Below are 18,887 nucleotides of genomic sequence, written 5' to 3'. Positions count from 1 at the left end.
ACCGGGGCAGGTCGAGCAACTGGTCGGCGCCGGGGCACCCAAGTCACCGCCGGAGAAGTTGGTCTGGACCTCTTGACACCAGATTGGTCTGGACCAACTCTTGAACTCCAGCGGTGGCCACCGTCGTCACAGTCCCCTCCAAACTCCCCCACCGGAGGCATCAGTGGACCGCGCACCAGGCATGCCCGTACTCAGGAACAGACGTCTGTGGGCCGGGGTCGCCATGGCCGCCCTCGCTCTCTCCTTCGCGGGCACCGGCCAGGCGTCCGCCGCCGACATCAACAACGCCAAGAACGCCGGCTTCGAGTCGGGCCTGACCAACTGGACCTGTACGGCGGGCAGCGGCACGACCGTCTCGTCCCCGGTGCACGGCGGCGCGGCCGCGCTGAAGGGCACCCCGGCCGGCCAGGACAACGCGCAGTGCACCCAGTCGGTGGCGGTCAAGCCCAACTCGACGTACACACTGAGCGCGTGGGTGCAGGGCGGCTACTCCTACCTGGGCGTGACGGGCACGGGCACGACGGACGTGTCGACCTGGACCCCCGACACCACGTCCTGGAAGCAGTTGTCGACGACGTTCACGACGGGCGCCTCGACCACGTCCGTCTCGGTGTACACGCACGGCTGGTACGGACAGGCGGCGTACTACGCGGACGACCTCTCGGTCTACGGCCCGGACGGCGGCGGTGGCAGCGACCCGGCCCCGACGGTCCCGGCGACACCGACGGGCGTGAGCGTCTCCTCCACGACCTCCTCCTCGGTCTCCCTGGCCTGGAGCGCGGTGTCGGGAGCGACGGGCTACAACGTCTACCGCGACGGCACGAAGATCACGGCGGTGACCGGAACGTCCGCCACGATCACGGGACTTGCGGCCTCCACGTCGTACTCCTTCCAGGTCACGGCGACCAACTCGGCCGGTGAGTCGGGGAAGTCGACGGCGGTGACGGGCACGACGACGGCGACCGGCGGCGGCGGAGGCGGCACCGTCCCGAAGCACGCGGTGACCGGCTACTGGCAGAACTTCAACAACGGCGCGACCGTCCAGAAGCTCTCGGCCGTCTCCTCCCAGTACGACATCATCGCGGTGGCCTTCGCGGACGCGACCTCAACTCCGGGCGCGGTCTCCTTCACGCTCGACTCGTCCGGCCTCGGCGGCTACACGGTCGACCAGTTCAAGGCGGACATCGTCGCCAAGCACGCGGCCGGCAAGAAGGTGATCATCTCGATCGGCGGCCAGAACGGCACGATCTCGGTGAGCGACTCGACGTCCGCGACGAACTTCGCCAACTCGGTCTACTCCCTGATGCAGACGTACGGCTTCGACGGCGTCGACATCGACCTGGAGAACGGCATCAACGCGACGTACATGACACAGGCGTTGAGGTCCCTGTCGTCGAAGGCGGGCTCGTCCCTCGTCATCACGATGGCCCCCCAGACGATCGACATGCAGTCGACGTCGAACGCGTACTTCCAGACGGCCCTGAACATCAAGGACATCCTCACGGTCGTCAACATGCAGTACTACAACAGCGGCACGATGCTGGGCTGCGACGGCAAGGTCTACGGCCAGGGCACGGTGGACTTCCTGACGGCCCTCGCCTGCATCCAGTTGCAGGGCGGCCTCTCCCCGTCCCAGGTGGGCCTGGGCCTCCCGGCCTCGACGAGCGCGGCCGGCAGCGGCTACGTCTCCCCCACCATCGTGAACAACGCCCTCGACTGCCTCGCGGCCGGCACCAACTGCGGCTCCTTCAAGCCGTCGAAGACCTACCCCGACCTCCGGGGCGCGATGACCTGGTCGACCAACTGGGACGCGGCGGCGGGCAGTTCGTGGTCGAACTCGGTGGGAGCGCATGTGCACGCGCTGCCGTAGCGGACCGAAGTAATCGGCAGTGAACGAGAGGGGACGAGGGGCCGGCCGATCATCGGCCGGCCCCTCGTCCCCGACTCGTCAACCTGCCCGAAGCACCGGAACCGGCGATTCTTGTGCAGCCCGATCTCCCGTACGTCATCCGCCACGGCGCCGCGGAACAGGCCGATCTGGTGGCCGAGTGGCGGATCGCCGAACCCGCCCGGCAGAACTTCTTCGTCGAGTCCCGGCTCACTCGTGCTGTCCAGATCCGGATGCGGATCGTCGAGGAGGACCGAGAGGTGCGCGTGCTTGAGGAGCAGCGCGAGGTCACCCGGGTCGGCAGCCCTCCGCGACTGCGGATCACATCGGGATACTCACGCGGGCCCGACAGGACCGTCACCCGCCGATGGACCGTCGAACGCAGGGACAGCGGGCGCCTGGAAGCGACGGAGACTTTCCGCCTCGACACCGCGGAACCGCGCGACCACCTGCGGAGTGCCGTCCTCCAAGCGGGCTGGACCTGGCGCGGAGTGGTGTTCGGGACGTTGTGACTCCGTCGGACCGACGGGTGCGCCGGTGGACCGGGTTCGGAGACGGCCGGTGACGACCAGCACCGATCTCGCGCGGGGAAGCAACGAACTCGCCCCCGTGGGCCGAGAGTTCATGTCCGCCGGTCACTCCTTGTGGTCCACGTCCTTGGCATCCTCGGCAAGCCTCTCCAGCAGTGCCTGCGCCTTGTCGACCACGGTGTCGATCTGCTCGCTGTGCTTGCCGTCCGTCTTCTCGTCGACGAGATCACCGGCCTTCTCCAGCCCGCCGGCGATCGTGTCACCGTGGTCCTCGGCGATCTCCTCGGCCTTGTCCTTGAGCTTGTCCAGGTCCGGCAGGTTGTCGAACACGACAGTTCCCCTCGCTCCAACGGGCTTACGTGGTCGAGGACATGGTCTTCATGCCGGTCCCCCGGAGTGCAAGGTGGCCCCGGCCCGAATGCCCCGGCGGGCGGAGGCGCGGGGCGGGCGTGTTCGGGGCGTACGAATCGATACGGGCGACCTGAAACATTTCTGTGCGCCCATCGCATCAGTACAAGTGAGGGCGGTGCCGGTACCGGGACCGACGGGGCAGGGGGAACAGGCGTGAGACGACAGGAACGTGCCGATGAATACGCGGAGTTCGCCGCCGCGCGCGCCGGGCATCTCTACCGGTCCGCCTGTCTGCTGACCGCCGGGGACACGCATCTCGCGGAGGACCTGGTGCAGGAGACCCTCGGCAAGCTGTACGTCGGCTGGGGGCGGATGTCCCGGGTCGGCAACCCCGCCGGGTACGCCCAGACCGTCCTCACCCGTACCTACCTCGCCCATCAGCGGCGCCGCAGCAGCACCGAGCGCGCCACCGACCTCCTGCCCGACCGGCCCGACCCCGGCGCCCACGGCGCCGACACCCCGCTACGGCTGACCCTGCTCCAGGCCCTCTCCCGGCTGCCCGCCAAGGATCGCGCCGTGGTCGTCCTGCGGTACTGGGAGGACCGGTCCGTCGATGAGACCGCCGACGTCATGCACGTCAGCTCGGCCGCCGTCCGCACCCGCTGCGTCCGAGCGCTCGGCAAGCTGCGCGAACTGCTCGGCGAGAACCTCGACGAATACGCCCGCCCCTGATCAGCCCCCGCCCCAACCCCTTCGCCCCAACTCCCTTCTCCCTTCTCCCTTCTCCCTTCTCCCTTCTCCCTTCTCCCTTCTCCCTTCTCCCGCAAGCTCCTCACGCGAAACGGTGGTCCGCCATGCCCGACACCCAGCACAGCGACCCCCTCGACCCCTTCGAGGAACGGCTCACCGCCGGCCTGCACGACGCGGGCAACGCCTTCGAGACCGACCGGGCCGCGCTCGCCCACGCCGGCGCCCTCAAGGGCCGCCGCCGCCTGCTGCGCCGCCGCAACGCCGCCGTCATGAGCGGCGCGGCGGGCATCGCCCTCGTCGGCGTGGGCGGGGCGCTGCTCCTGCCGAGCGGGAACCCCGCCAAGGCGCAGGGTTCCGCGGCCGCCTCCACCCACGCCTCCGCCCCCGCTCCCGTCTCCGGCCAGGACCTGTTCCGGTGGCTCACACGCCTGCTGGGCGACGGCAGTTACTCCAAGGTCGTGGCCCGCGGCACGGACGAGGGATCGTCGCCGTACGTCCATGTCGTCTACGACGACGGGAACGGCAAGTCGGCCGTCGAGGTCGGCATGGGCCGGGTGGAGCCCGGGAGTGACGAGGCGCGGCAGGCCACCAAGTGCCCGGCGAAGGTGTTCACGCACTACGACGCGTGCGGCACGAGCCGGCTGGCGGACGGGTCGCTGGTCATGATCCTTCAGGGGTACGAGTATCCGGACCGCCGGGTGGACACCAAGTGGTGGAGCGCCGAACTCGTCACCCCGAAGGGGCAGCATGTGAGCGTGAGCGAGTGGAACGCCGCCGCCGAGAAGGACGCACCGATCACCAGGAGTCAACCGCCGCTGTCTCCCGCCCGGTTGACGAAACTCGCGGCTTCGGACGCGTGGCGGCAGGCCATCGACGCGATGCCCGCGCAGGCGCCGACAGGGACCGAGACGGGGGACAAGGGCGGCTCCGCTCTCAACGCTCCCATCGCCCCGACGCTGAAGAAGCTGCTGCCGAAGGGGCTCACGGTGTCCGACAGCAGTGGCTACGACAGCGGGTTCGGCTATCTCGTCGTCGACGACGGCAAGGGCAGGAGCATGGTCCAGGTCAACGTCCAGGCGAACATGTCGGACGTCGAGGACGACCTCTTCGGCTCGGACGCCGAGGTCCTGTCCGACGGCACGAAGGTCGCCGAGCACCAGGGTCCCGGCGAGAAGGGCGGCGCGGGGGTCGTGATGTGGACCGTCGACACCCTCCGCACCGACGGGACGCGCGTGGTGATCAGCGCCTTCAACTCCGGTGCCCAGGACACCGCTTCGACCCGCAAGACCCCGGCCCTGACGATGAAGCAGCTCCGGGCGATCGCCCTCAGCCCCAACTGGCTCTGATTCAGCCGGAGTCGACGGAACTCGCCGGCCGGCCGGACGGCATCTCGACGAGGGACAGCACCCCGCACAGCAGCGCGAACAGAACCAGCCACAGGGCCGTCGCCGCAGGGCCGACACCGGCGTCCTCGACGACATGCCCGCCGATCAGCCACCAGGCGGTCACCCCGGCCACCACCAGGAGATGGTTCCCCCGCTCGCCGAGTAGCCGCATCCCGGCCCACAGCACCACGGGCATCGCGAGCAGCCCGCAGACCGCGGCGAGCGCGGCCTCGATCCACCCCGCGCCCATCACACCCGGATCCGCCGCGGCGACCCGGTCCGACCGGGCGAGCAACGTCTCCCAGCCCGTACGGCAGACCACGGCCGCCGCCCCGGCCACGAGCACGCCCTTGACCGCCCGCACCGTCCTGCTCCCGCTCATGCCCCCACCGTTCCACCCGCGACGCACGGGGACCTGAGTACACGTACTCAGGTCCCCTTCACGTGGCGGTAATCCGGCCACCGACTTTGGACGCCCTTGACCTGACCATGCCAACACATCAACATAGGCGCCACACAGGAACGCCCATGGGAACAACCGTAGGAACACCTGTGGGAACACCCCACCCGCACGCCGTACTTCACGCACGTCGCACTGAAACACCCCCCAACTCCAGCAAGGAGATTTCATGCGACTTCGCATACGCGGCTCAGGCGCCCGAAGCGGCAGACGCACCGCCGCGCTCGCCGTCCTGATGGCCCTCGCCCTCGCCGCCCCCGTCACGGAGACGGCCACGGCGGCCAAGGCCACCGCCGACAGCTCGCCGCAGACTTCCCCGACCGCGGACGACATCCGCCAGTACGAGATCCACGTCGACCACAACACCCCGGTCACGCGTACGGCCATCGCGGCCGCCGGCGTCACCGTGGACGAGTCCGACGAGGAGACCGTGGTCGTCTCCGGCCGCGCCGCCCAGATCAAACAACTGCGCCAACAGGGCTACGACGTCTCGCTGTTGGGCTCCGCCCCGGACCGTTCCTCGGCCGCGGACGTAGGGATCCTCGACTTCCCTACAGCCGACTCGAAGTACCACAACTACGCCGAGGCGAACGCGGAGATCGACCAGCGGCTCGCCGCCTACCCCGGCATCATGAGCAAGAAGGTGATCGGCAAGTCGTACCAGGGCCGGGACATCGTCGCCATCAAGGTCAGCGACAACGTGGCCACCGACGAGAGCGAACCCGAGGTCCTGTTCACCTTCCACCAGCACGCCCGCGAACACATGACCGTGGAGATGGCGCTGTACCTGCTGCGCGAGCTGGGCGCGGGCTACGGCACCGACTCCCGCGTCACGAACATCGTGAACAACCGCGAGATCTGGATCGTGCCCGATCTCAACCCGGACGGCGGCGAGTACGACATCGCGACCGGCGCCTACCGGTCCTGGCGCAAGAACCGCCAGCCCAACTCCGGTTCCAGCTACGTCGGTACGGACCTCAACCGGAACTGGAACTACAAGTGGGGCTGCTGCGGCGGCTCTTCGACCTCGACCTCGTCCGAGACCTACCGGGGCACGTCCGCCGAGTCGGCGCCCGAGGTGAAGGTGGTCGCGGACTTCGTGCGGAGCCGGGTCGTCGGCGGGAAGCAGCAGATCACCGCGGGCATCGACTTCCACACGTACAGCGAACTGGTGCTGTGGCCGTTCGGGTACACGTACTCCGACACCGCGACCGGGATGACCGCTGACGACGCCGCCGCGTTCAAGGCCGTCGGCCAGAAGATGGGCGCGAGCAACGGCTACACGGCCGAGCAGTCCAGCGACCTGTACATCACGGACGGTTCGATCGACGACTACCTCTGGGGCAGTCAGAAGATCTTCGACTACACCTTCGAGATGTATCCGACGTCCAGTTCCGGGGGTGGGTTCTACCCGCCCGACGAGGTCATCGAGCGGGAGACCTCCCGGAACCGGGACGCGGTGTTCCAACTGCTGGAGAACGCGGACTGCATGTACCGGTCCATCGGCAAAGCGGCCCAGTACTGCGCCTAGCCGACTAGCCGGCTAGTCCTTGCGGACCTCGGCCTCCGCCTCGGCGAGCGCGGCTTCGTCCACCTCGGCGGACTCGTCGTCCTCGTCCTCGTCGCCGTCGTCGAAGTACGCGTCGAGAACCGCGTCGAGCTGCGTCTCCCACTCGGCGAACCGGCTCCTGGCCGCCGCCTCGATCTCGATCGGGTACCAGCGGCGGTCAGGAGTGTGCACCGTGATGGTGAACCGCTTGCCGAAGCGCGGGGTCTCGGTCTCGACGGCGCCGATCTCGTCCCAGCGGAACTCGCAGTTCTGGTCGTCCAGGCGCAGTCGTACGCCCTTCGCGTCCGCGACGATCTCCGCGCGACGGTCGGACGCCTCGAAGACGGGACCACCCTCCGACGACTCCTCGTCGGCTTCATCGGCGTCGGCATCACCGTCCTCGGCAACGGCCTCGTCGACCTCGGCCTTCTCGACCTCGGCCTTCTCGACCGACGACGACTCCTCCGGCTCCGTCGCCTCGGCCTTCGCGTCCTCGGGCTCCGCGTCCCGCGACTTCGGATCCTCCGGTGCGTCGGAGGACCCGGCGGGTGCGGTGAGCCCGGGGACGAAGGCCGGGTCGAATCCGGCGCCCTCCAGGGGCTGGCTGCTCGAACCTATGCGCTGCTCCACAGCGCGAAGTATGGTCGACGATCCTGTGTCAGGCACAGCCAGCCCCTACTTCGTTATCAGACGCCTACACGGCGTCCCGGGCGAACTTCTACACGAAGACGCTCAATACGGCCGCCACCGCGAACCCCGCGACGGACAACACCGACTCCAGCACGGTCCACGTCTTCAGGGTGTCCCGCTCGGTGATCCCGAAGTACTTGGCCACCATCCAGAAGCCCCCGTCGTTGACGTGCGAGGCGAAGATCGAGCCCGCCGAGATCGCCATGATGACGAGCGCGACGAAGGCCTGCGAGTGGTCGCCCTCGGCGAGGAGGGGGGCCACGATGCCCGCCGTGGTCACGATGGCGACCGTCGCCGAGCCCTGCGCGACCCGCAGTACCAGCGAGATCAGGTACGACAGCACGAGCACCGGGAGGCCTACGTCGTGGAAGGTGTCCGAGAGGGCCTGGGCGACGCCGCTCGCCTTGAGGACGGCGCCGAAGACCCCGCCCGCGCCGACGACCAGGATGATGTTGCCGACCGGCTTGAGGGACGCGGTGGAGACGGTCTCCAGGGACTTGCGGGACCAGCCCCGACGTAGACCCAGGAGGTAGTACGCGAGGAGGAGCGCGATGGTCAGGGCGACGAAGGGGCTGCCGAAGAACTCCACCACCGAGCGGCCGGTGGACGGGTCGAAGGCGATCGACGAGAAGGTGGCCGCGAGGATCAGGACGAGGGGCGTGCCGATGATCGCGAGGACCGTGCCCAGCGCCACCGGCTTCTCCTGCGGTTCGACGCCGGACGCCCGCTGTTCGTCGATGACCGCCTGCTTCGCCTCGGCCGCCGCCTCGACCATGTCCTGCGGTACGGCCACGAAGATCCGCTTGCCGATCCAGGCCGCGTAGGCCCACGCGGCGAGCACGGCGGGGATGCCGCAGACGATGCCCATGAGGATGACCCAGCCGAGCTGGACGTGGAGGAGACCCGCCGCCGCCACCGGGCCGGGGTGCGGCGGCAGGAACGCGTGGGTCATCGACAGGCCCGCGAGCAGCGGCAGGCAGTAGAGCAGGATCGACTTGCCGCCGCGCTTGGCGGCGGCGTACACGATCGGCGCGAGGACGAAGATGCCGACGTCGAAGAAGACCGGGATGCCGAAGATCAGGCCGGTGAGGCCCATGGCGAGCGGGGCCCTCTTCTCACCGAAGAGATTCAGCAGCCTCGACGCCAACACCTCTGCGCCGCCGCTGACTTCGAGGATCGCGCCGAGCATCGTGCCGAGGCCGATGATGATCGCGACATGGCCGAGGATGCCGCCCATGCCGGACTCGATGGTGGAGACGGCGTCCGAGCGCTGGACCGTGCCGAAGAGTTCGGTGACCGACAGACCGGCGAGCAGGCCGACGGTTATGGAGACGGCGAGGAGGGCCACGAAGGGCTGGAGTCTGACCTTGATGATCAGGAAGAGGAGCAGTGCGATCCCGAGGGCGGCGACCGTCAACAGGCCTGCTGTGCCGTCGAGTAGGAGGAGCAACCCTCCGGTGTGGGGCGGGGTCGCGGGGGCGGTGGCGGCGAGCGGTAGGGACATGTGGGGGTCCTCTGGGTCGTAAGAGCATGGGGCTTTCGGGGCAGCGGGGATCGCGGCGCGGCACCCCGAAGGGCGCCGAACCGTCGTACGGTGTGCGGGAGTTGGAGTGGTGCCGGCTCGGTACTAGCTCAGCACGGCCAGCGCGTCGATCTCGATGAGCAGGCCGGCCGGCAGGCCGACGTAGACCGTCGTGCGCGCGGCGGGAGGAGCCGTCAGTTCCTGCTCCTCGAAGTACTCGTTGTAGATCGCGTTCATCTCGGCGAAGTGGTCCACGTCCGTCAGATAGACGCGGATCATCATCGCGTCCTCCCAGCTCGCGCCGCCCTCCTCCAGGATCGCCTGGACGTTGGCGAGGGTCTGGAGGGTCTGCTCGCGCAGGGTCGGGCCGGCCGGCGTGGGCGGCTTGCCGTCCTCGGCGGGGAGGAAGCCGACCTGGCCGGCGACCTGGAGGATGTTCCCCTTGCGGACGCCGTGCGAGAACTTGGCGGGCGGGGTGGTGTGGGTCTTGGGCGTGAGCGCGGTCTTGTCGGTCATTCGGTATCCCTGGTTGTTGTTCTGCCGGAGTACTCACCACTGATGGCGTCCGCCGTGCGACGGACCAGGGGAAGCAGGGTGAGGAGTTCGTCGGCGGTGACGACGACGTTGGGCGCGGAGACCGACATCGCGGCGGCCACGCGTCCGTCGGCGCCCCGGATCGGCGCGGCGACGCAGTTGATGGACTCTTCGTGGCCGCCGAGGTCGGTGGCCCACCCCTGTTCCCGCACCTTCTCCAACTCCCGCAGGAAAGCGGGGGCGTTGGGGGTGGAGCGGGCGGTGTACATGGGGTAGTCGAGCTTGTCGGAGAGGACCCGCCGCTCGGTTTCCGGGAGGTCGGCGAGGAGCAGCTTCGCCACGCCCGCGACCGTGATGGCGACGGGCTTGCCGATCCGCGAGTACATGCGCACCGGGTAGCGGCTCTCCACCTTGTCGATGTAGAGGACCTCGTTCTCCTCGTACACCGCGAGGTGGACGGTGTGACCGCACTGCTCGTTCAGCCGGACGAGATGGGGGTGGGCGATCTCGCGGATGTCGAGGTTCTCCATCGCCTCCTGGGCGAGGGCGATGAGGCGGGCGCCGAGGCGGTAGCGCTGGTCGGACTGGCGGTAGACCAGGCCGTGTTCGTGCAGGGTGCGCAGGAGGCGCAGGGCCGTCGACTTGTGGACGTCGAGGCGCTCGGCGACCTGGCCGAGGTCGGCGGGGCCCTCGGCGAGCAGCGGCAGGATACTGAGCGCGCGGTCGACGGTCTGACTCATGGCGTACATACCTCCTCGTCGGCCCAGTCGGCGGCGTCGGTCCAGCCGGGGCCGAGTCGAAGTCTCCCCCACGCCTGCTCGTCCAGGGCGACCAGCCGGTCGGCGTGGTCACGGACCGGCGGGGAGGCGAGGTCGCCGGGGACGGTGAGGGCGGCGGCGGCCGTGAGGTGCCCGTGCCGGAGCCGGTCCCGTACGGGAAGGCCCCGCAGGGTCGCGGAGAGGAACCCGGCGGCGAAGGCGTCCCCGGCGCCGACCTCGGCGACGACGTCGACGTGCGGCGCGGGCACGAAGGTGACGGAGTCCCTGTGGAAGGCGGTGGCGCCGCGTCCGCCCTGCTTGACGACGAGCGTCTCGGGGTCGGGGAACGCGGCCCGTACGGCATCGGCCCCGACGAGCCCCCAGACCTCGGCGGCCTCGTCCTCGCCGACGAAGACGAGGTCCGCGCCGCGCGCCAGCTCCAGCAGCACGCTCGGTCCGTCGGCCGAACGCCCCAGCGCGGGGCGGTGGTTGACGTCGAAGGAGATCAGCGGGCGGCGGGCGCGGAGCGCGGTCAGCTCACGGACCAGGGCGAGACAGTCGTCGGAGAGCATCGGGGTGATCCCGGACAGATGCAGCACCCGCCCGGCCCGTACGGCGGCCAGGTCGACGTTGGTCACGGCCATCGCGGAGGCGGCGGACCCGGCCCGGTAGTACGCGACCTCGTGCGCGTCGGTGGCCCGGTCCCCGGCGGTGCGGAAGTAGATGCCGGTCGGCCGTGCCTGGTCACGCCGCACGGCGGACACGTCCACGCCGTACCCGCCGATGGTCTCGACGAGATGGTCGCCGAAGCCGTCCGCCCCCACCCGGCTGACCCACCGGACGGTGTGCCCGGCGGCAGCCAGGACGCACGCCACATTCGACTCCGCGCCGCCGATGGCGCGGTCGAAGGACGGCACATCGGCGAGGCGGCCCGGACGACTGGGTAGGAACGTGACCATGGACTCGCCCAGCGCTACGACGTCCACGACGTCACGGGCGGCGGTGGACTGTCCGTCGGCGGTCACGATGGTGATGGCTCCTCGTCCGGTGCACCAGGGGCGGCGGCTCCGTTGACCCGGTGTTGGGCGAGATGTTAGACAGCGGTAAGCGATATACGCAATGAAGGTTGCAGAGATTGCAACACTCCAGCTCAGGGAGGCCCCATGGTCCGCGACACCGGTACCGAAGCGCTCGCCCGGCTCGCCGGGGAACGCGTCGACCACCGTTTCAAGGGCCTCCCCCCGGACGCGGACGGCCGCACCGTCACCGAGCTGGCGGCCCAGCGCCGCAACCTCTTCACCGGCGGCTTCACCACCCCCGTCCTCGCCCTCTCCGCCGAGCGCCTGGAGCACAACCTCCGCCTCATGGAGACCTACGCGACCCGCCACCACCTCGCCTTCGCCCCGCACGGCAAGACCTCCATGGCCCCCCAGCTCTTCCACCGCCAACTCGCCCACGGCGCCTGGGGCATCACCCTCGCGGTCCCCCACCAGGTGCGCGTGGCAAGGGAGTTCGGGATCGACCGGATCTTCCTCGCGAACGAACTCGTCGACCCGGCAGCCCTGAAATGGATCTCGTCCCAGCTCGACACCGACCCCGCCTTCCGTTTCATCTGCTACGTCGACTCCGTGCGCGGGGTCGAGCTGATGGACGCGGCTCTGCGCGGCGCCGCCCGCCCGCTGGACGTCGTCGTGGAGCTGGCCGCCGGCGAGGGCGCCCGCACCGGCGTGCGCACGGAGGCGGAGTGCGCGGCGGTCGCGGACGCGGTGGCCGCCGTAGGGACACTGCGGCTGGTCGGGGTCGCCGGGTACGAAGGGGAGGTACCGCAGGCGGATCCGGAGCGGGTGCACGCGTGGCTGCGGCGACTGGTCTCGCTGGCCGTGGAGTTCGACAAGGGCGGGCGTTTTCGGGGGGTTGACGAGATCGTGGTCAGCGCGGGTGGCAGCGCGTGGTTCGACGCGGTGGCCGACGTCTTCGCCGAACTGCCCGAACTCTCGCTCCCGGCACTGAAGTTGCTGCGCTCGGGCGCCTACGTCTCGCACGACGACGGCCACTACCGCGAGATCACCCCCTTCACCCGCATCCCCGAAGAGGGCGCCCTGGAGCCCGCGTTCCGGCTCTGGGCGCAGATCGTCTCCCGCCCCTCCCCCGAGCAGGCCTTCGCCAACGCGGGCAAGCGGGACGCGGCCTACGACCTCGACCTCCCCTTCGCCCAGGTCGTCCGCCGGGACGGCACCGAGCGCCCGGCGACCGGCGTCGAGGTCACCGGCCTGTCCGACCAGCACGCCTGGCTGCGGACGACGGCCGAGGCGGACCTGGAGGTGGGTGACTGGGTCGGCCTGGGCCTGTCCCACCCCTGCACGTCCTTCGACAAGTGGCAGTTGATCCCGGTGGCGGAGGCGGACGGGACGGTCGTCGACTACATCCGTACGTTCTTCTAGAGAGCCTCGGGAGGCATCGCATGGAAGAGCTGGTGATCCGGGACGCGGACGTCGTGGACGGCTCCGGCGCACCCTCCTACCGCGCCGATGTCGTGATCGACGGCGGCAGGATCGTCTCGATCGTGCAGGAGGCTGCGGCGGCGGGCTGTCAACGCCCGAAGGCGCGGCGGGAGTTGGACGCGGAGGGGCTGGTCCTCTCCCCCGGCTTCATCGACATGCACGCCCACAGCGACCTCGCCCTGCTCCGCGACCCGGACCACAGCGCCAAGGCCGCACAGGGGGTCACCCTCGAAGTCGTCGGCCAGGACGGGCTGTCGTACGCCCCCGTCGACGACCGCACGCTCGCGGAGGTGCGCCGGGCGATCACCGGGTGGAACGGCTACGGCGACGACATCGACTTCGACTGGCGGTCGGTGGGCGAGTACCTGGACCGACTGGATCAGGGCGTCGCGGTCAACGCGGCCTACTTGATCCCGCAGGGCACGGTCCGCATGCTCGCGGTCGGCTGGGAGGACCGGGAGGCGACACCCCAAGAGCTGGACCGGATGCGGCGGTTGGTCGCCGAGGGCATGGAACAGGGCGCGGTCGGCATGTCGTCCGGGCTCACCTACACGCCCGGCATGTACGCCAAGGACGCCGAACTCACCGAACTCTGCCGGGTGGTGGCGTCGTACGACGGCTACTACTGCCCGCACCACCGCTCGTACGGCGCGGGCGCGCTGGAGGCCTACGCGGAAATGGTGGACCTGTCGAGGGAGGCCGGCTGCTCCCTGCATCTGGCCCACGCCACCATGAACTTCGGCGTGAACGAGGGCCGGGCACCGGAGCTGCTGACCCTCCTGGACGAGGCGCTGGCGACCGGCGCGGACATCAGCCTGGACACCTACCCGTACACCCCCGGCTGCACAACTCTCGTGGCGATGCTGCCGAGTTGGGCGAGCGAGGGCGGCCCGGAGGCGATCCTGAGGCGGCTGGCGGACGACGGGACCGCCGACCGCATCCGCCATCACCTGGAGGTGGTCGGCTCGGACGGCTGCCACGGGGTGCCGATGGAGTGGGACACGATCGAGATCTCGGGGGTCACGGATCCCGCGCTGGCGGAGTATGTGGGCCGCCGCGTCGACAGTTGGACCACGGCCCGCCATCTCCTCCTGGCCGACCGGCTCGCCCCGTCGATCCTCCAGCACGTGGGCCACGAGGAGAACGTCCGGCAGATCATGCGGCACCGCGTCCACACGGGCGGCTCGGACGGCATCCTCCAGGGCGCGAAGCCGCATCCGCGGGCGTACGGCACGTTCCCGCGCTATCTCGGCCACTACGTACGGGAGTTGGGGATCCTGCCGCTGGAGGAGTGCGTGGCTCACCTCACGTCCCGCCCGGCGGCGCGGCTGCGCCTGCCGGACCGGGGCCTGGTCAAGGAGGGCTACAAGGCGGACCTGGTCCTCTTCGACCCCGAGACGGTGGCGGCGGGTTCGACGTTCGAGGAGCCGCGCAAGCTCCCGACCGGGATTCCCCACGTCCTGATCGACGGCCGTTTCGTGATCGAGGACGGCCGTCGAACGGACCAACTGGCGGGGAGATCCGTACGCCGCACTACATAACGCCGTGCGTTTCTCAGGGGCGCGGGGCTGTGACATCTGCGGCTCCGCCGCGTGGGCGCGACCAGCCACGACGGACCCGCAGACGAAGACGGCGCACCCGGCGGAGCGCTACGGCTTGGGCAGTGTGCAGGCGGTGTTGCTGAGGGCGAGCACGTTGGCCGAGGTGAAGCAGGCCGGGATGTTGTAGGTCTCCTCGGCGTAGTTGATGCCCTCGCGGACGGTCACCGCGCCGGTCTCGCTGACCTCGCACGGGTTGTTGACGGTGCAGCTCTCGCCGTCCTCGTTGCCCGTGTTGTTGACGGCGACGACCTGGCCGGTGCTGGTGTCGATGACCGGGGAGCCGGAGGTGCCGCCGATGGTGTTGCAGGCGGAGGTGTAGCGGACGGAGTCCTTCCAGGTCCAGGAGCCCTCCTTCAGCCGGTACACGAACCCGTCGATGTTGCAGCTGTAGATCGTCTTCCAGTAGCCGGAGACGACCTTGATGGCGGTGCCGGCGGTCGGGTGCGTGGCGCTCACGGTGAGCGGGCTGATGTTGTACGCGCTCTTGATCGCCGCGTACGTGGTGGTGGTGCGGTAGATCGTCACGTCCGTGTCGGTCATCGTCGAGTAGACGACCTGGTTGGCGCGGAGGGTGGCGACCTTGGTGCCGGCCGAGTTCAGCAGCCCGAAGGTGCGGGTGGAGGACTGGCCGGTGATGACCTGGCCGGCGGCCGGGAACCCGGTCTCCAGGCAGTGGCCGTTGGTCAGCACGAGCGCCGGGGAGGTGTCGGTCGAGTTCGGGAAGCGGATGACCGAGCCGGAGCAGTTGCTGAGCGAGACGGTGCCGGCGAAGTCGACGGTCACGGCGGCGGCCTTCGGTGCCGCCTGCGGTGCGGCGACTGCGGGTGCCACGCCCGCCCCGACGATGGCCAGGCCCGAGAGTGCGGCAAGGAGAGGCTTCTTCATGTGGGGGTCCCCTCTTATGACGAGGCGACCGGAGATCTTCCGGCCGCCGTCTTTTTGTCATGGGCATTGTGATTGCTGGGGAGAGAGGGGGCAAGGAGCGGTTTCAGGACCGGAGTTGGCGGATTTCCGCGCATGCCTCGTCGACGAGACGGCGCAGCGTTTCGCCGTTGTCGGCGATCCGGGCGCCCAGTTCACGGCATCGTCGCTCACGGGCCGGGGTGACCCGGCCCGTGAAGAACACCGCAGGGCCGGTGAAGATCCCCCGCTCCCGCCAGCGCGCGAGGGCGTCCAGACCGGCGTCACCGTCGACACCGCGGGCGAAGTCCGAGAGCAGCAGGTCGACCTGGGCCCGGGCCAGGATCCGCCGGTGCCGAGCAGATCGGCCTCCGGCGCGGTCACCGGCTCGTCGCTCAGCAGCGAGAACTCCATGCCCACCCCTCCCCCGTGGTCCGCCCCAACTTAGCGGCCGCCGGGGCTACTTGAGCGACCCGCCCACCAGTTCCCCCATATCCGCACAAAGAGCGCGTCTCACGTGGTGGAAAACACGCCCCGCCGCGCGTTACCGGCCCGTAAGCTCACCGACATGCAGGTGATCCAGTCGACCAAGCTCTCCAATGTCTGTTACGAGATCCGGGGCCCGGTTCTCGAAGAGGCGATGCGTCTGGAGGCGGCAGGCCACCGCATCCTGAAGCTGAACACGGGCAACCCGGCGGCCTTCGGGTTCGAGTGCCCGCCGGAGATCCTGGAGGACATCCTCCGGAACGTGTCGTCGGCGCACGGGTACGGCGACGCCAAGGGCCTGCTGGCCGCCCGCCGCGCGGTCGTCATGCACAACCAGACCCTCGGCATCGAGACCGACGTCGAGCACGTCTTCATCGGCAACGGCGTCTCCGAGCTGATCGTCATGGCGATGCAGGGGCTCCTCGACGACGGCGACGAGGTGCTCGTACCGTCCCCGGACTACCCGCTGTGGACCGCCGCCGTCTCCCTCTCCGGCGGGACCGCCGTCCACTACCGCTGCGACGAGCAGTCCGACTGGATGCCCGACCTGGCCGACGTCGAGCGCAAGGTCAGCGACCGCACCAAGGCGATCGTCATCATCAACCCCAACAACCCGACGGGGGCCGTGTACGACGAGGCGATGATCAAGGGCCTCACCGACATCGCCCGCCGCCACAACCTGCTCGTCTGCTCCGACGAGATCTACGACAAGATCCTCTACGACGGCGCCACGCACACCCCGACCGCGAAGGTCGCCCCGGACCTGCTCACCCTCACCTTCAACGGCATGTCGAAGGCGTACCGGGTGGCCGGTTACCGGGTCGGGTGGATGTCGATCTCGGGGCCGCGCGCGCACGCCGACTCCTACATCGAGGGTCTGACGATCCTGGCCAACATGCGGCTCTGCGCGAACATGCCCGGGCAGCACGGAGTGGTCGCCGCGCTCAGCGGGCGGCAGACCATCAACGACCTGGTGCTGCCGGGCGGCCGCCTGAAGGAGCAGCGGGATGTCGCGTACGAGCTGCTGACCCAGATCCCGGGCGTGACCTGCGTGAAGCCGAAGGGGGCGCTGTATCTGTTCCCGCGGCTCGATCCGCAGGTCTTCAAGGTCAAGGACGACCGGCAGTTGGTGCTCGACCTGCTGCGCCAGGAGAAGATCATGGTCGTGCACGGCACCGGGTTCAACTGGGCCGAGCCCGATCACTTCAGGGTCGTGACACTGCCGTCGGTCGGGGATCTGCGGGACGCGGTGACCCGGATCGGGAACTTCCTGGACGGGTACAGCCAGCCGTAAACCTCCCCGATCAGGTTTCTTCCGGCCAATTTTTCGGCCAGCACAACTTTAGACGAGATCTAAGCTAGGATGGTTTCCTGTCTGAGCACAGGAGACCACGCCATGTACGAACCGATCCGCACCAAGTCGGTCCACAGCACGCTGGCCCGCACACCCTCCGACTTTCCTCACCGGTCGCGCGAGGAGGAACTGGACATTCAGCTCGCGGGGCACCTCGCCGCGCTGCTTGCCGTGACCGACGAATTGCGGGCGCTCGAGCCTTCGGCGGAGCTGGATGTCGCCGCCGAGCGGCTTGCCGGGCAGTTGACGCGGTTGAGGGGTGGGGCCTCGCCGGTTCGTGCGGCCGCGTCCACGCGTACGTCCCGTTCGGACGCCCTGCATCAGCGCGCGCACGCTCTCGCCGGGCGGGCGTTGGTTGTCGCGGCGTCCCGTGCGGATACGGCTGCGGCGATTCTGTCCGCCGAGCGGATGGACGCCCACGCGGGTACTGCGGTGGTCTGAGCCAGCCCCCCTAAAAAACAGCCGTGTTGATCCGGGACCCCTCCGACACCTTCCGTTCATCCCTTTCCTCGGGGAATGTTGGGTTCCGCGAGCACGCTGGCCCTTGTGAGACGTATCGCTGGAATCGTCCTCGCGGTGTTGCTGATCGGCGGAGTGGTGGCAGCCGTCGTAGCGGGCCGGGACAACGGGGACAAGGGCACGGCAACGAAGACCGTGCGTGGAGTGATCGGTTCGGAGAAGGCGGACTTCTTCGCCGATCCCGATGTGGTGAAGGCCCTCGCCGCCAAGGGCTTCACCGTGAAGACGGAGACCTCCGGGTCCTGGGCCATGGAAGGGCTCAACCTCACGGGGTACGACTTCGCCTTCCCGTCCAGTCAGGCGCCGGCCGACGCGCTCGCCGGCAAGTACAAGGTGCGCCAGCCCCTGCCGCGCCCCTTCTACTCGCCGCTCGTCGTCGTGGCCCACCGCAGCGCCGCCCAGGTGCTCGCGGACAACGGTCTCGCCACGCTGGACAAGAGCCAGGACCGCGGCACGCTGAAGATGGGTGCCTATCTGGACGCGGCCAAGGCGGATCGGACCTGGCAGCAGCTCAAGGGGGCTGAAAAGCATGGGGAGTTGACCGGCACCCTCTACATCGCCACCACCGATCCGGAGACCTCCAACTCGGGGGCTCTGTACCTCGCCGCGGCCTCCTATGTCGCGGGCGGCGGGCGGGTGGCGGCCAGTAGCGCCGATGTCGACCGCACCGCGCCGCTGATGCGCAAGCTCATCAGCGTGCAGGGTGCTCAACAGTCCAGCTCGGACGCGCCGTTCAGGGACTTCATCAGCGGCGCCGGCAATCCGCTGGTCCTCGTGTACGAGTCGCAGGTGGCCTCGCTGCTCCTCGACAAGCAGCCGGTGGGCGACCTCGTGGTCCTCTACCCGGACACCACGGCCAACAGCGACCACACCGTCGTACCGCTCACTCCGGAGGGCCGCGCGCTCGGTGAACTCCTCAGCAGCGACCCGACGTTGCGCAGGCTCGCCGTACGGCACGGGTTCCGGCCGCAGGGGGACACCGCCGAGTTCGTCGCGGCCACGGCCGCCCACGCCGGCTATCTCAACCAGACGCTGACCGGCGTCCGGCAGGCGCCCGTGCCCACCTCCACGGTGCTGCACGACATGGCGCGCCGGGCGCGCGGCTGACC

The 18,887-nt window shown here is 69.4% G+C and carries 19 protein-coding genes; 11 read left to right on the top strand and 8 right to left on the bottom strand.

Going from position 1 to position 18,887, the window contains the following annotated elements:
* Positions 1-181 precede the first annotated feature (181 nt).
* Complete coding sequence (locus tag OG223_RS33355; protein WP_329256499.1) at positions 182-1,870, top strand: chitinase; 1,689 nt, start codon at positions 182-184, stop codon at positions 1,868-1,870.
* Between the two features lie 113 nt (positions 1,871-1,983).
* A complete protein-coding gene (locus OG223_RS33350) occupies positions 1,984-2,400 on the top strand; it encodes a hypothetical protein (protein ID WP_329256497.1) in 417 nt (138 codons plus the stop codon).
* A 123-nt stretch (positions 2,401-2,523) separates the two neighbouring features.
* On the opposite strand, the gene OG223_RS33345 is transcribed toward OG223_RS33350, so the two are convergent.
* Positions 2,524-2,748, bottom strand: coding sequence for an antitoxin (locus tag OG223_RS33345; protein ID WP_329256495.1), 225 nt, complete (start codon positions 2,746-2,748; stop codon positions 2,524-2,526).
* Positions 2,749-2,982: 234 nt separating this feature from the next.
* On the opposite strand from OG223_RS33345, the gene OG223_RS33340 reads away from it, so the two are divergent.
* Positions 2,983-3,501 (top strand): SigE family RNA polymerase sigma factor, encoded by a 519-nt coding sequence (locus tag OG223_RS33340; protein ID WP_329256493.1) that lies wholly within the window; start codon positions 2,983-2,985, stop codon positions 3,499-3,501.
* A 122-nt stretch (positions 3,502-3,623) separates the two neighbouring features.
* Complete coding sequence (locus OG223_RS33335; protein ID WP_329256492.1) at positions 3,624-4,865, top strand: hypothetical protein; 1,242 nt, start codon at positions 3,624-3,626, stop codon at positions 4,863-4,865.
* Position 4,866: 1 nt separating this feature from the next.
* Here OG223_RS33335 and OG223_RS33330 read toward each other — a convergent pair whose 3' ends face one another.
* Positions 4,867-5,286 carry a hypothetical protein gene (locus tag OG223_RS33330; RefSeq protein WP_329256490.1) on the bottom strand — a complete coding sequence of 140 codons (420 nt, stop codon included), beginning with the start codon at positions 5,284-5,286 and terminating at the stop codon, positions 4,867-4,869.
* A 247-nt stretch (positions 5,287-5,533) separates the two neighbouring features.
* On the opposite strand from OG223_RS33330, the gene OG223_RS33325 reads away from it, so the two are divergent.
* Positions 5,534-6,895, top strand: coding sequence for a M14 family metallopeptidase (locus OG223_RS33325; RefSeq protein WP_329256488.1), 1,362 nt, complete (start codon positions 5,534-5,536; stop codon positions 6,893-6,895).
* A 12-nt stretch (positions 6,896-6,907) separates the two neighbouring features.
* Here the strand turns inward: OG223_RS33325 and OG223_RS33320 are convergent, their stop codons facing one another.
* The 5 genes from OG223_RS33320 to OG223_RS33300 form a co-directional block, all read right to left on the bottom strand.
* Complete coding sequence (locus tag OG223_RS33320) at positions 6,908-7,543, bottom strand: hypothetical protein (RefSeq protein WP_329256486.1); 636 nt, start codon at positions 7,541-7,543, stop codon at positions 6,908-6,910.
* Positions 7,544-7,631: 88 nt separating this feature from the next.
* Positions 7,632-9,107, bottom strand: coding sequence for a GntP family permease (locus OG223_RS33315; protein ID WP_329256484.1), 1,476 nt, complete (start codon positions 9,105-9,107; stop codon positions 7,632-7,634).
* A gap of 123 nt (positions 9,108-9,230) precedes the next feature.
* Positions 9,231-9,641 (bottom strand): RidA family protein, encoded by a 411-nt coding sequence (locus tag OG223_RS33310; protein WP_329256482.1) that lies wholly within the window; start codon positions 9,639-9,641, stop codon positions 9,231-9,233.
* On the bottom strand, positions 9,638-10,399 hold the full coding sequence (locus OG223_RS33305; RefSeq protein WP_329256480.1) for an IclR family transcriptional regulator: 762 nt from the start codon (positions 10,397-10,399) through the stop codon (positions 9,638-9,640). The genes OG223_RS33310 and OG223_RS33305 overlap by 4 nt, the downstream gene beginning before the upstream one ends.
* Positions 10,396-11,442 (bottom strand): sugar kinase, encoded by a 1,047-nt coding sequence (locus OG223_RS33300; RefSeq protein WP_329256478.1) that lies wholly within the window; start codon positions 11,440-11,442, stop codon positions 10,396-10,398. Before OG223_RS33300 ends, OG223_RS33305 begins: the two co-directional genes overlap by 4 nt.
* Positions 11,443-11,580: 138 nt before the next feature.
* Between OG223_RS33300 and OG223_RS33295 the strand changes: the two genes are divergently transcribed.
* Positions 11,581-12,858, top strand: coding sequence for an amino acid deaminase (locus OG223_RS33295; RefSeq protein WP_329256476.1), 1,278 nt, complete (start codon positions 11,581-11,583; stop codon positions 12,856-12,858).
* Positions 12,859-12,878: 20 nt separating this feature from the next.
* Positions 12,879-14,459, top strand: coding sequence for an N-acyl-D-amino-acid deacylase family protein (locus tag OG223_RS33290; RefSeq protein ID WP_329256474.1), 1,581 nt, complete (start codon positions 12,879-12,881; stop codon positions 14,457-14,459).
* A 108-nt stretch (positions 14,460-14,567) separates the two neighbouring features.
* Here the strand turns inward: OG223_RS33290 and OG223_RS33285 are convergent, their stop codons facing one another.
* Positions 14,568-15,404: a trypsin-like serine peptidase gene (locus tag OG223_RS33285; protein WP_329256473.1), complete on the bottom strand. Its 837-nt coding sequence runs from the start codon at positions 15,402-15,404 to the stop codon at positions 14,568-14,570.
* Positions 15,405-15,519: 115 nt separating this feature from the next.
* Between OG223_RS33285 and OG223_RS33280 the strand changes: the two genes are divergently transcribed.
* The 4 genes from OG223_RS33280 (at position 15,520) to OG223_RS33265 (ending at position 18,885) form a co-directional block, all read left to right on the top strand.
* Positions 15,520-15,867, top strand: coding sequence for a hypothetical protein (locus tag OG223_RS33280; RefSeq protein WP_329256471.1), 348 nt, complete (start codon positions 15,520-15,522; stop codon positions 15,865-15,867).
* A gap of 120 nt (positions 15,868-15,987) precedes the next feature.
* Positions 15,988-17,199: a pyridoxal phosphate-dependent aminotransferase gene (locus OG223_RS33275; RefSeq protein WP_329256469.1), complete on the top strand. Its 1,212-nt coding sequence runs from the start codon at positions 15,988-15,990 to the stop codon at positions 17,197-17,199.
* Positions 17,200-17,301: 102 nt separating this feature from the next.
* Positions 17,302-17,700, top strand: a complete 399-nt coding sequence (locus OG223_RS33270) for an SCO4983 family protein (protein ID WP_329256468.1) — start codon at positions 17,302-17,304, stop codon at positions 17,698-17,700.
* A 105-nt stretch (positions 17,701-17,805) separates the two neighbouring features.
* Entirely contained in the window at positions 17,806-18,885 is a 1,080-nt protein-coding gene (locus tag OG223_RS33265; RefSeq protein WP_329256466.1) for a substrate-binding domain-containing protein, read from the top strand.
* The last annotated feature ends 2 nt before the right edge of the window (positions 18,886-18,887 follow it).

Source organism: Streptomyces sp. NBC_01478 (genome assembly GCF_036227225.1).
Lineage (GTDB): Bacteria > Actinomycetota > Actinomycetes > Streptomycetales > Streptomycetaceae > Streptomyces.
The sequence above is the reverse complement of the archived record's forward strand: the minus strand, read 5'-3'. Positions and strand labels throughout refer to the sequence as shown.